At 74.2% G+C, this 11638-nt stretch carries 9 protein-coding genes; 5 read left to right on the top strand and 4 right to left on the bottom strand.

Annotated elements, in window-relative coordinates:
* The first annotated feature begins 368 nt into the window (after positions 1-368).
* The 4 genes from ACQP12_RS03820 to ACQP12_RS03835 all read left to right on the top strand — a co-directional run bounded on the left by ACQP12_RS03820 (position 369) and on the right by ACQP12_RS03835 (position 5499).
* Positions 369-4025, top strand: a complete 3657-nt coding sequence (locus tag ACQP12_RS03820; protein ID WP_433285044.1) for a nitrate- and nitrite sensing domain-containing protein — start codon at positions 369-371, stop codon at positions 4023-4025.
* On the top strand, positions 4022-4426 hold the full coding sequence (locus ACQP12_RS03825) for a roadblock/LC7 domain-containing protein (protein WP_111134940.1): 405 nt from the start codon (positions 4022-4024) through the stop codon (positions 4424-4426). Before ACQP12_RS03820 ends, ACQP12_RS03825 begins: the two co-directional genes overlap by 4 nt.
* A gap of 100 nt (positions 4427-4526) precedes the next feature.
* Entirely contained in the window at positions 4527-4904 is a 378-nt protein-coding gene (locus ACQP12_RS03830; protein WP_091261430.1) for a DUF742 domain-containing protein, read from the top strand.
* Between the two features lies 1 nt (position 4905).
* Positions 4906-5499 (top strand): GTP-binding protein, encoded by a 594-nt coding sequence (locus tag ACQP12_RS03835; protein WP_433285046.1) that lies wholly within the window; start codon positions 4906-4908, stop codon positions 5497-5499.
* 117 nt (positions 5500-5616) lie between these two features.
* Here the strand turns inward: ACQP12_RS03835 and ACQP12_RS03840 are convergent, their stop codons facing one another.
* The 3 genes from ACQP12_RS03840 to ACQP12_RS03850 all read right to left on the bottom strand — a co-directional run bounded on the left by ACQP12_RS03840 (position 5617) and on the right by ACQP12_RS03850 (position 10393).
* Entirely contained in the window at positions 5617-6840 is a 1224-nt protein-coding gene (locus ACQP12_RS03840) for an ABC transporter substrate-binding protein (protein WP_433285048.1), read from the bottom strand.
* A gap of 129 nt (positions 6841-6969) precedes the next feature.
* Positions 6970-9345, bottom strand: a complete 2376-nt coding sequence (locus ACQP12_RS03845; RefSeq protein WP_433285050.1) for a transposase — start codon at positions 9343-9345, stop codon at positions 6970-6972.
* 40 nt (positions 9346-9385) lie between these two features.
* Positions 9386-10393 carry a DNA primase gene (locus tag ACQP12_RS03850; RefSeq protein ID WP_433285052.1) on the bottom strand — a complete coding sequence of 336 codons (1008 nt, stop codon included), beginning with the start codon at positions 10391-10393 and terminating at the stop codon, positions 9386-9388.
* A gap of 116 nt (positions 10394-10509) precedes the next feature.
* On the opposite strand from ACQP12_RS03850, the gene ACQP12_RS03855 reads away from it, so the two are divergent.
* Positions 10510-10851, top strand: coding sequence for a PadR family transcriptional regulator (locus ACQP12_RS03855; protein WP_433285054.1), 342 nt, complete (start codon positions 10510-10512; stop codon positions 10849-10851).
* 83 nt (positions 10852-10934) lie between these two features.
* Here the strand turns inward: ACQP12_RS03855 and ACQP12_RS03860 are convergent, their stop codons facing one another.
* Positions 10935-11624: a permease prefix domain 1-containing protein gene (locus tag ACQP12_RS03860; RefSeq protein WP_433285056.1), complete on the bottom strand. Its 690-nt coding sequence runs from the start codon at positions 11622-11624 to the stop codon at positions 10935-10937.
* Positions 11625-11638: the final 14 nt, after the last annotated feature.

The raw sequence follows: 11638 nt of genomic DNA on the forward strand, positions 1-11638 counted from the left end.
CAGGCCAGCGGGGACTCCCAGTCCACCTCTCCGTTTCGACGCGGCAACGTAGGGTCATCGCCGTCCTTGTAGAAGTCGTCGAGACAGAGGACAGGAAGTCCGGTTCGCTGGGCTATATACGACTTTCCGGAGCCGGAAGGGCCAGCGAGCAGGACGACGCGGTGCGGGTGTTCCATTACTTTAAGTGACTCCGGCCAGACGGATTGCTATCAAATTGCATCAACATCTCATCACACCTCCGGCGAGGGACAACCTGGGCTTTCTCTTTGCGGGGCGGCGTGATGGAATCTCGGAGGTCCGACCCGCCGGGTCGGTCGCTCGGCGTTGCCCACAGGCGACGCCGGACGCGGTAATGCGAGGGCGGTGACGTGAGCAAACGGCCAACGACGGCGGGCTCCTTCCTGTCGCGTCTGAGCCGGCCGGCCAGCCGGCTCCGCGACATGCCGATCTGGTCCAAGCTCGGCCTGATCATGATCGTGCCGACCATCGCGACAGTCGTGGTCGGCACCAGCGGTCTGGTCGACCACCTGGAGACACTGAACAATGCCAACCGAGCCGGTGACCTGGCGAACCTGATCTCCTACTCGGGTGACCTGGCCGACACGCTCCAGGACGAGCGGGTCACCTCGGTGCTCTTCCTCAGCTCGACGGAAGTGCAGACGCGGGCGCAGTACCAGGAGGCCTACAACCGGGCGAACCAGCGGGTCGACCAGGCGAAGTCGCCCTACTCCCGCCAGCGGCTCGAGATCAACGATCTGCCGCGCACGTTCGAGGCCCGGCTGAAGGCCGTCGACGACGGGCTCTCCGATCTCCCGGGCACCCGCAGCCAGGTCCTCAACGGCAAGCTCACCGGTGACGAAGCGCAGACGTCGTACGAGGGTCTGATCACCAACCTGCTCTCGGTCCGCGACTCGGCCATCCAGCTCGCCGGCGACAACGACCTGAGCGACCGGATGCGCGCCGCGGCCGCGGTCGCCCGGCAGAAGGAATACCTGGCCCAGCGCCGCGTGATCGTGCACGAGGTGCTGAACGGAAAGCGCCTCACCCCGAACCTGCGCGAGCAGTTCATCGAGAGCCGCACCGGCCAGACGCAGGCGTTCCAGAACTTCAAGGCGGTCGCCAACCAGACCGACTCGGAGTTCTTCGACCAGACCGTCAGCGGCTCCGACCTGCGCAAGGCGGAGCGCTACACCAGCCAGATCGCTGCGACCAACGACGGCGACCTGTCGAAACCGCCGTTCTCGACGGACGACTGGGACGCCACGATGGTGGCGTACGCCAAGCTGATCCTCACGGTCGAGAACCGGCTGGACGGCAACGTGGTCCGCCAGGCCGACGAGCTGCGGTCGGACACCCAGCGCCAGGTGTTCCTGGAGACCGGCCTGCTGCTGAGCATGCTGCTGCTGGCCATCCTCTTCGCGTACCTGGTCGCCCGCTCCATGGCCCGCTCGCTGCGTGAGCTGCGTCAGGGCGCCCTCTCGGTGGCCCAGTACGGCCTGCCGCAGGCGGTGGCCCGGCTGCGCGACCCGCAGGTCACCGGGCAGCTCTCCCCGGTGCAGCTGGCCAACCAGATCGCCGAGCCGCTGCCGGTACGCAGCAAGGACGAGTTCGGCCAGGTGACCGAGGCGTTCAACGCCGTCCACCTGGAGGCCGTCCGCACCGCGGCCGAGCAGGCCGCCCTGCGGGCCTCCGTCGCGACCATGTTCGTCAACCTGGCCCGCCGGTCGCAGATCCTGGTCGACCGGCTGATCGGCCACCTCGACCGGCTGGAGCGCGGCGAGGAGGACCCGGACCGGCTGGCCGAGCTGTTCCAGCTCGACCACCTGGCCACGCGGATGCGCCGCAACGACGAGAACCTGCTGGTCCTCGCCGGCGCGGACTCCACCCGCGTGCAGCGCGAGCCGGCCGCCCTGATCGACGTGCTCCGCGCCGCGCAGTCCGAGGTCGAGCACTACACCCGGATCGAGTTCGGCGTGATCGACCGGGACATCGAGGTCGCCGCGCACGCGGTCAACGACCTCGTGCACCTGGTCGCCGAGCTGTTCGACAACGCCACCGCCTTCTCCCCGCCGGACTCCCAGGTCATGGTGGAGGCCCGGCGCGTGGGTGACCGTGCCTCCCTCTACGTCGAGGACCGGGGCATCGGCATCAGCCACGACCAGCTCCGCGAGCTGAACGAGCGGCTGGCCACGCCGCCGCAGGTCGATGTGGCGGTCTCCCGGATGATGGGCCTCGTGGTGGTCGCCCGGCTGGCCTCCCGGCACGGCGTCAAGGTCGAGCTGCGGCCCGGCGCCGACCGGGGCACCGTCGCCGACGTCACGCTGCCCACCTCGGTCCTGGTGCCGCGTGCCCTGGCCGGCCGCGGCCAGGGCGCGCCGGCCCTCCCGGCCGCCGGCCCGCAGCACGGCGGTCCCGCACCGGCGTTCGGCCAGGGCGGTCCCGCCCCGGCCTTCGGCGCCCTGGCCGCCCTGGGCAACGGCCCGCACACGCCGCCGGTCCCGCACCCCGGTGCGTCCGGCAACCAGGTCACCCTGGGCGGGCGGTCCTTCGACCCGGCGTCGCGCAACGGCTCCGGCACCCCGGCCAACGCGGGCGGGGCCCGGTCGATGCCGGCCTGGTCCGACCTGACCGGCGCCGGCCCCCTGGCCGGCGGTGACGGCTTCAGCCCGCGGAACTCGAACGGCCAGCCGATCGACCCGCTGCCCCAGCGGCGCAACCCGGCCGAGGGCGACCCGGCCACCACCGGTCAGCAGCCGGCCATCCCGCGGCAGCTGCCGAGCAGCCCGGAGGCCCGGCCGTACAACCCGCCGCCGGTCTCCGCCCCGCCGGTCCCGCCGGTCTCCGGTGTCCCGGTCTCGGGCTACCCCGTGTCCGGCTCGCCGGCTCAGGGCTACCCGGTCTCGGGTGCGCCGGCCTCCGGTTACCCCGTGTCGGGTGCGCCGGGCTACCCCGTGTCGGGTGCGCCGGGTTACCCCGTGTCGGGCGCGCCGGCCTCCGGCTACCCCGTGTCGGGCGTGCCCGCCTCCGGTCAGCCCGTGTCGGCCGCCCCGGCCGCCGGCTACCCGGTCTCGGTGCCTCCGGCGAACCAGCTGCCGCAGCGCCCCGCCCCGCCGGCTCCGGCGCCGCACGTCGGCGCCCCGCCGGTCTGGCCGCCGGTCGCCACGCCCGACCAGGCCGCGGCTCCGGCCGTGCCGGAGCGGCTCGCCGCCGGTCTGGACATGACCACCGAGCTGCCCCGGGTCACCCGCCCGGAGACGGCACCGGCCGCCAACCGGCCGGCGCCGGCCCCCGCGCCGCGCCCGGCAACCCCGCAGCAGCCGGGCAACCGCCAGCGGTACGCGGACGAGACGATGGAGCTGCCGATCTTCCGGGAGCTCGAGTCGGCCTGGTTCCGCACCAGCCGGCCGGGGCCCAAGGAGGAGGCGGCGGCAGCGCAGCCGGCCGCAGCGCAGCCAGCCGCAGCGCAGCCGGCCGCGTCCAACGGCGCCGCGACCCAGCAGTTCGCCAAGGTCGACGCCGCCGGTCGGGCCGTGCAGCAGACACCACCCGGGACGACAGGTAACACACCGATGGCACAGACTCCGACGGCCGGCGGAGCGCCGCAGGGCAACGGCGCGACGAACGGGGGTGCCCGTCCCGGTTACGCCGGTGCGCTGCCGACCCGGCAGCCCTCCGTCCCGCCGCAGCCCGGTTGGCAGACCGCGGCCGACGACGGTTGGCGGGCCGCCTCGGCGGCCACCGAGGTCCCGGTCGAGGAGACCACCCAGAAGGGCCTGCCGAAGCGGACGCCGATGGCGCAGCTCGTGCCCGGTGGCGTCGAGAAGCCGTCCACGTCGGTGCAGCGCCGCACGCCGGAAGGCGTACGGGGTCTGCTCTCGGCCTACCATCGGGGCGTGCAGCGGGGGCGCAACAACCCGACCGACAGCAACTCCACCGGCCCGGAGGGAACTCCGGGCGGGCAGCAGTCCTCGCAGTCTGGCTCAGGCCCAGTGGCCGGGAGCGGGCAGAAGGAGCAACAAGGATGACTACTACGCAGGATCTCGGATGGCTGCTGGCCAACTTCGCCGACCGGGTGCCCGGTGTGGCGCACGCGGTCGCCGTCTCCGCCGACGGCCTGCTTCTCGCGGCGTCCCGTGATCTTCCGCGGGACCGCGCGGACCAGTTGGCGGCGATCTCGTCCGGTCTGGTCAGCCTCACCCAGGGCGCGGCCCGCTGCTTCGAGGGCGGCGCGGTGCTCCAGACCGTCGTCGAGATGGACAACGGCTTCCTGTTCCTGATGTCCATCTCGGACGGCTCGTCCTTCGCCGTGCTCGCCGCGCGCAGCTGCGACGTCGGGCAGGTCGGTTACGAGATGGCCCTGCTCGTCGACCGGGTGGGCGACGCTCTGACCCCGCAGCCGCGTACGGCTGTCGGGATGATGGGCTGAACGACGCGCTGACCGGTGGGTCAGAAGCGGCAACAACTACGACAAGGACGAACACCACCGGGGCGAGCCGGTGCCGGGTACGAAGGAGGTGAGCGGCGACATGGTTGATCGTGACGAACCGACCGGAGCGTTGGTCCGTCCATACGCCGTGACCCGCGGTCGTACCCGCCCCCGGCTCGAGATCGCCCTGGAGGCGCTCGTCGAGACGACGGTGCGCGGCCGGTCCGTTGCCACTGGCAACGGTGGCCAGGGCCGGGAGCACCAGTACATCGCCGCGCTGTGTGACGGACGTGTGCAGTCGCTCGCCGAAATTGCGGCGCGGATGCAGCTTCCGCTCGGCGTGGCCCGGGTGCTCATCGCCGACATGGCGACGGACGGCCTGGTCGCGGTCCACGAGCCGACCATTTTGGACGACTCTGACGACGCGGTGGGCACTGAACTGCTGGAGAGGGTGCTGAGTGGACTTCGCAGGCTCTGACATGTCGCACCGGCCGCCTGCCCCGAGCGGGCGCGTGACGTCGGCGAAGATCGTTATCGCCGGTGGATTCGGCGTCGGCAAGACGACGCTGGTCGGCTCGGTCTCGGAGATCACGCCGCTGACCACCGAGGCGATCATGACCTCCGCCGGCGTGGGCGTCAACGACACCCGGCAGGTGCCGGGCAAGACGACGACCACGGTGGCCATGGACTTCGGTCGTATCTCGATCGACCGCGATCTGATCCTGTACCTGTTCGGTACGCCGGGTCAGACCCGGTTCTGGTTCATGTGGGACGAACTGGTGCGGGGCGCTATCGGCGCCGTCGTGCTGGTCGACACCCGCCGGCTGGCCGACTGCTTCGCCGCCATCGACTTCTTCGAGCACCGGCGGCTGCCGTACCTGGTGGCCATCAACTGCTTCGACGGGATGCAGTACCACGACCCGCAGGACGTCCGGGACGCGCTCGCGATCTCGTCGGACGTTCCGGTGGTGGCCTGCGACGCCCGTAACCGGGAGTCGACGAAGCACGTGCTGATCTCGCTGGTCGAGTACGTGCTCACCATGCGGCGCTCGCGGGCCGTCGCCCCCGCCTGACCCGGTGACGAAGCGCCCGGCGGCCATCGGCCACCGGGCGCTTCTCGCTGTCTGCCGTTCGGTACGCAGCGCAGCCGGGCGGTGACCGTCCCGCCGGGACGGTCACCGCCCGGACGGTCAGGCGTACGGGCGCCAGGCGCCCTGTGTGAGCACGTGGACGGCGAGCGAATCGGGCTCCATGCCGCCGTGCCGGGCCGCCGTGAAGGCGTATCCGCCGGCGATGCCCTCGGCCACCTGGGTTTGCAGGAACGCCCGCAACCGTCCACGGTCGAGGCTCGCGGCCAGCCGGGCCGACGCGGCGACGAGCTGGAGCGCGTCCGAGGCGTACGGGGCGAAGGTGTTGGAGGTGCCGTACCGCTGGGTGTAGCGGTAGGTGAAGTCCCGCCGCTCCAGGTCGGCCGTGCTGGTCGCGGTCAGCGTGGAGCCGGACAGGCAGGCCGGGTGCACGGCGTACGCACCCTCGACCGCGGCGGCGTTGGCGGCGCTGAGCGTGTCCTCGGCGACCGCGCCGGCGTCGAAGAAGAGCGGCCCGCGGTAACGGGCCCGGCGCAGCTCCCGGGCGGCCACGCCGGAATCCGGTGCGGCGCCCCAGACGATCACCCCGTCCGGCTTGGCGGCGGCGATCCGCCGGGCGGCGGCGGCGAAGCTCCGCCCGGTGGCGGGCAGCCGGATCGTGCGGACCAGGTCGGCGTCGCCGCCGGCCAGCGCGGCGCGCACCGCCTGCACGCCGGAGTCTCCGTGCAGCCCGTCGGCGGCCAGCAGGGCCACCCGCCGTACGCGCTGCGTCCCGACGAGGTCGGCCAGCCGGCGGGCCACGTCGACGGCGTCCGGGGTGAGCTGGAAGCTGAAGGTCCGTTCGTCGAGCGGCAGCACGACGCCGTCCCCGAGGCCCAGCGAGAGGAAGGGGGTCTTGACCTTCTCCGCCGCCTCGGCGAGGGCCACCGAGGTCTCCGCCAGGGTGCCGCCGACCAGGGCCTGCGCGCCGGCACGGGTCAGCTCGGCCGCCTGCCGGGCCGCCTCCCGGGGGTTGCCGCGGTTGTCACGGATGTCGAGACGGACCGACCGCCGCAGGTTGCCCACCGGGATGCCGGTCTTGTTCAGCGCGTTCGCGGTGATTTCGATGGCCCGCTGCTGGGGAATGCCGAGCGCGGCGCCCCGGCCGGTGAGTTCCAGGCTGGCACCGATGATCAGGTCCTGGCTGGCAGAGGCGCTGCTGGCCGAGGACTCGTCGTCCGGCCGCTCGCCCTGCTGCCCGCAGCCGGCGAGCAGCAGGCTGCCGGCCGCCGCGGCGAGGACACCCCGACGGGTGAACACGGAGGAGCCGATTGCCGGTGTCGCCATTGGAGCCGCCTTCCCACCCCCGGCGAACATCCGCCGCCGGCTGGTCCGCCGGTATGCTCCCGGCCGGCCGCGTCCGGCGTCAAATTATCCGGGTGTGGGCAGGAACACGCAGGTGGGGCGCGACTCCGATCAGGACCGGTAGCCCGCGGACCGGTACTCGTACTCCCGGTCGTCGTCGCGGTCGCCGGTGTCCCGGCTGAAGTCCCAACCGCCGGCGGCCTCCCGGCCGGGGCGACCGCCGACGGCGAAGCCGCCGATCTCCTGCCCGCGCCGCCAGCCCCGGAAGTAGCCGGTGGTGTTCTCGGCGAGGCTGGCCGCGTTGCGGACGATCCGGAGTGGACGCTCCTCCCGCAGCGGCGAGCCCGGCACCAGGTTGGCCTGCGGGACCCGCTTGGGCAGGCCGGCCTTGGTCTCGTCGCCCACCGACGGGCGGGCCGCCTGCTCGGCCGCCTGCCAGCCGGTGTCCGCGGTGGTCGCCCAGTCGAGGTCGGCCTCGTCGCCGTGCCCGACGAACCAGGCGGACTTCGCCTGCGCGAAGATCAGCAGGTCGCCGTCGCCCTCGTCGGAGACCGGCGGCGGCCGGTGCTCCTTTGGCGCGGGACGCCGCTCCAGCGGGGCGGGCGCCTCGACGCGGGGCGCCGGGCGGCTCGGCCGGTTGGCCTCCGGCCGGTCGACCAGCCGCAGCGGCGGCGCGTCCAGACCGGGGTCGGTCGGCGGGTTCAGCTGGTCGCGCAGCGCGCGGTCGGCCAGCGGCGGCGGCTCCACGAGCCGCAGCATCGGCGGCTCCTGCGGCAGGTCGTCGGCGAGCCACGGCGGGGTGACCCGGCCCGGGTCGCTCGGCGCGTCCACCCCCCGCCCGTACGGGTAGGCCGGCGCTTCCTTGGCCCGGTCGTCCTGGTCCTCGCCGGTGTTGACCAGCGGCCAGTTGGCCCGGGAGCCCGGGGGAGCGGCCTCCTGGCCGGGGCGGGGCGTCGGCACCGGGATGGTCAGGTCGGTGGCGCTGAAGCCGCCGGTCGGCGGCTCCTGGTTGGTCTTGGGCCGGGGCGGGATGACCGTGCGCTGCCGCTCGGCCCGGGCCTTGTTGATCGCCGCGGTGGTCAGTGTCGGGCGGAACGGCTCCCCGGCCTCGGCCGGCGGCACGGCGCCGCGCTGCGCCGGGGCGATCGGGGTGATCCCGGGCGGCGGCGGTGGCGGAGCCGAGATGGGGCGGTTGGTCGGCCCGTCCACCCGCGACGGCAGTGGGGCGCCGGTCGGCTCGGGGCGGGCGTGCGGCGCGGAGGCCGGCCGGCCCAGGGAGGCGGCCGGTGCGACCGGCGAAGGGGCGACGGGCGGCGGCGCGACCGGCGCCGGGGCCACCGGGGGCGGGCCGAGGGGGCGCGGTGCGGGCGGGGCGGCCGGACCGGCCGGCTCGGGACGGCTGCGCCGACCCACCAGCCCGGAGACCGGCTCGGGACGGCTGCGTCGCGCGGCCTGCTCCGCGACGGGCTCGGGCTCGGCCGGGCGCAACGGGCGCAGCCCGGCGGCGGACGGGACCAGCTCGTCGACCTGCTCGCCGCGGCGAGCGGCGGCCCGGCGGCCGGGTGCCGGAGCGGGCGTGGTGACCCGGGCACTGAGCGCGCCCACAAGCGCGTCGCAGCCGGCGTCGCACGCCCGGACGGAGGCGACCGCCTGCCGCACGGTCTCGGCGACGGCGGCGGTGAGCGCCCGGTTGACGGTGGCCCGCCGGGGCGTCTCGGAGATGGCGACCCGCAGCGCGGTCACCGCGTCGTTGATGGTGTCCGCGTCCGCCACACCCTCGGCGGCCAGGTGGGCGGCGACGGCGTCCGCCGCCACCGCGACCTCGCGGCCCCGGGTCACCGTGCCGGTGAGCATGCCCGGCTCGGGCAGCGCGTCGAGGATGGCCAGGGAGACCGGCTCGGCCGGGTCGGGGTACGCGCGCAGCGCGGCCGGGTAGAGCTCGCGGAGCACCTCGCGCAGCGCCACCGCGGCGGAGTGCCGGCCGCTGGCAAGTGCCGCGTGCGCGGCGAGGACCTGCTTGTAGTTGGCGAGGTCGCGCGGCGCCGGGAGGGTCACCGCGGAGAGCGCGCCGGCCTGGAGCGCGCGGGCCAGCCCGACCGCGCGGCGCTCGGCCGGCGGGGACTGCATCTCCTCCAGCGAGTCGTCGTCGGCGAAGCGCTCGGCGAAGTCGTCGACCGAGTCGTCGTCGGCGATCGCCAGCGGCCGGCCCGCCGCGCTGAGCAGCGAGGTGACGGTGTGGTCGTCGCTGTCGGCCGCGATGGCCGCACCGCTCGGCCCGCCCGACCGCTCCACGAGCAGCGCGACCAGCTGGGCGTAGCCAGCCGGGTCGTCACCGATCTCGCAGACATGCAGCAGACGGCCTGCGTCGTCGACCACAGCGGACGTCAGCGTCGATCCGACCGAAGCCGACCGGTCGGCGGAATCCGCCGAGGCCAGACCGCAGTACACGCGCACGAGCGCCACGGCGTCGTCCTCCTCCCGGGACACAGGTCTTGCTCTGCCAGAGACTGATGCTCCCCGCTCCGGGTCAGTCGCGCCAGTCCACAACAGCAGAGATCTTGCCGACAATGGTGCGCCAACCCAAACTTGCGGTTTGTGCCCCGATTTTCTTCAGCCGGCGCCGGCCCAGGAATCCACCGATTCCGCCGTTGACAGAAGCGCGCAGCGCCTCGTCCAGGTCGTCCAGGCTGGACCCGGCGGAGAGCATGTCGAGCACCGCCGGTAGCCGCAGGGCGTACGCCAGGTCACGGGCGACCTCGCCGGCCTCGATCAGCAGCGTCGGGTCCCACGCGTCGTGGCCGCCGCGGAGATTCTCCACTACCAGGTCGAGCTCGTAGGTGTCCTCGTTGAGCGGGGCGATGTCGGCCGGTTCAACCCGTTCAGACAGTTCATTCCAGCTGTCCAGTTGAGACAGGTCGTTGGGCGCACCGGAACGGATGAAACTGACCAGCGACTCCGGGGTCTTGAACAGCAGCAGCTTGCCGCGGTGGGTGAGGAAGGCCGGCACCTCCTCGTCGCCCGCGGCGGCGTCCGCCTCGTCCTCGTCCTCGTCCGCCGCGTCCTCGTCCGCCTCGGCGGTGTCCGCCTCGTCCGTGGTCTCGTCGGCGGCCGCCTCGGCCTTGCCGCGCCGGCCGCGCCCGGCCCGCTTCTCGTCGTCGGCGTCCTCGTCCTCCTCGGCGGCGAGGGCGGCGAACTCCTCGTCGAGGATCACCACCTCCTCGTCGTCCTCGGCCTCGACGACCTGGCGACGGGCCAGGAAGGGGTCGTCCTGGTCGCGCTCGGCGACGTCGGTCGGGGTCAGCTCCCGCGCCGGCCGGTAGGCCCGCAGCGTGAAGCCCGTGCCGGCGGGCAGGGCGATCTCCACCGGGTCGATCCGCAGCTCGTCCCAGAGCGCGCGGTCGGCCGCCGGGCGGTCGACCTCGACCTCGTCTGCTGCGGCCGACGCGGTGGTGTCGTCGAGCTCGGGCTCGTCGGCGTCGGGCCGTTGGGGCGACTGGCGGGCCACGCTGACCTCCGTGTGCTTCGGGTTGCCCACCCGGCGGCGATCGGCCGCCGAGTGACTCTGCGCACATACCCTAGTGGGCGTCCCACCGTCGCCGGGAGCCGCACCCCGGTGGCGTCCCGACCCGCGGACAAGTAGTCTTGCTACACATGAAGGCCCAGGCGCTGCACGGACACCTGGATGCGCTGCTGCTCGCGGTGCTGGAGCAGGGCGCGCTGCACGGCTACGCGATCATCGAGGCGCTCCGGGCCCGCAGCGGCGGCACCCTGGACCTGCCCACCGGCACCATCTATCCGGCGCTGCGCCGCCTGGAGCGGTCCGGCTACGTGGCCAGCGCCTGGAGCACCGTCAACGGCCGGGAGCGGCGCACCTACGAGCTCACCGAGGCCGGCGGCCGGGCGCTCGCCGGGGAACGTGCCGGGTGGCAGGAGTTCAGCGCCACCGTGGGTCGTTTCCTCGGCGCCGGAGAGCCGCCCGCCACCCCGGCCTGACACCGCCGGCCGTCCGCAGGCGCCGGCCGCCCTCAGGCCGCCGGCCGTCAGCGGGCGCCGGCCGTCAGTGGGCCGCCGGCACGTCAGCCGGCGACGCGCGGCCCGAGGGTGGTCCGCAGCCAGCAGCGGGCGGCCCGGGCCAGGGCGAACCAGCCCGCGCTGACCAGCACCGCCCCGATGATCATCGGGGGCCAGGTCAGCGCCGCGTCCCACAGCTGGACCGACCAGCCGAACAGGGCGCTGCCGGCGAGCGCGCCGAGCGCCAGCCCACCGGTCAGCCCGTAGCCCACGGCGTGGGCCAGCCGGGGCAACCGGGGCGACCCGCTCCGGGCGGCGAGCAGCCCGAGCACCAGCCCGGCCAGCGCCAGCGCGGCGACCAGGCCCCAGATCCCGTGCAGCGAGGCGGAGAGCAGCAGGTAGCCCTCCGGCGGGCGGGGCCCGTCGCTCCAGCTCGACCCCTGCCAGGTCAGGTCGCCGCCGGCCATCAGCACCACCGCCACCGCCAGCGCCCGCAGCGCCAGCCCCCGCAGCGCTCCGGCCGCCAGCTCGGCCTGGTAGCCGGGAGCGAGCTGGACCGGAGTGCCGAACTCGGCCACCGCCCGCCGCTCGGCCTCCGCGGCCGGCAGGCCGCCCTCCCGGTACGCCTCGACGGCGTCCTCCAGCGCGTGCCGTGCCTCGGTCAGCAGGTCCGCCTTGAGCCGGGCCGGCCCGTGCAGCTGCCCGGCCAGCTCGCGCAGCCGCTCCTCGACGCGGATCTCCGTGTGCCCCCGCATGGCACCACCCTGCC

The organism is Micromonospora sp. CA-244673 (genome assembly GCF_050948395.1).
Lineage (GTDB): Bacteria > Actinomycetota > Actinomycetes > Mycobacteriales > Micromonosporaceae > Micromonospora.

Coding starts and splice junctions, on each gene's coding strand:
- ACQP12_RS03830 (WP_091261430.1), top strand. CDS start 4,527: ATGGTTGATCGTGACGAACCGACCGGAGCGTTGGTCCGTCCATACGCC.
- ACQP12_RS03835 (WP_433285046.1), top strand. CDS start 4,906: ATGTCGCACCGGCCGCCTGCCCCGAGCGGGCGCGTGACGTCGGCGAAG.
- ACQP12_RS03825 (WP_111134940.1), top strand. CDS start 4,022: ATGACTACTACGCAGGATCTCGGATGGCTGCTGGCCAACTTCGCCGAC.
- ACQP12_RS03840 (WP_433285048.1), bottom strand. CDS start 6,840: ATGGCGACACCGGCAATCGGCTCCTCCGTGTTCACCCGTCGGGGTGTC.
- ACQP12_RS03860 (WP_433285056.1), bottom strand. CDS start 11,624: ATGCGGGGGCACACGGAGATCCGCGTCGAGGAGCGGCTGCGCGAGCTG.
- ACQP12_RS03855 (WP_433285054.1), top strand. CDS start 10,510: ATGAAGGCCCAGGCGCTGCACGGACACCTGGATGCGCTGCTGCTCGCG.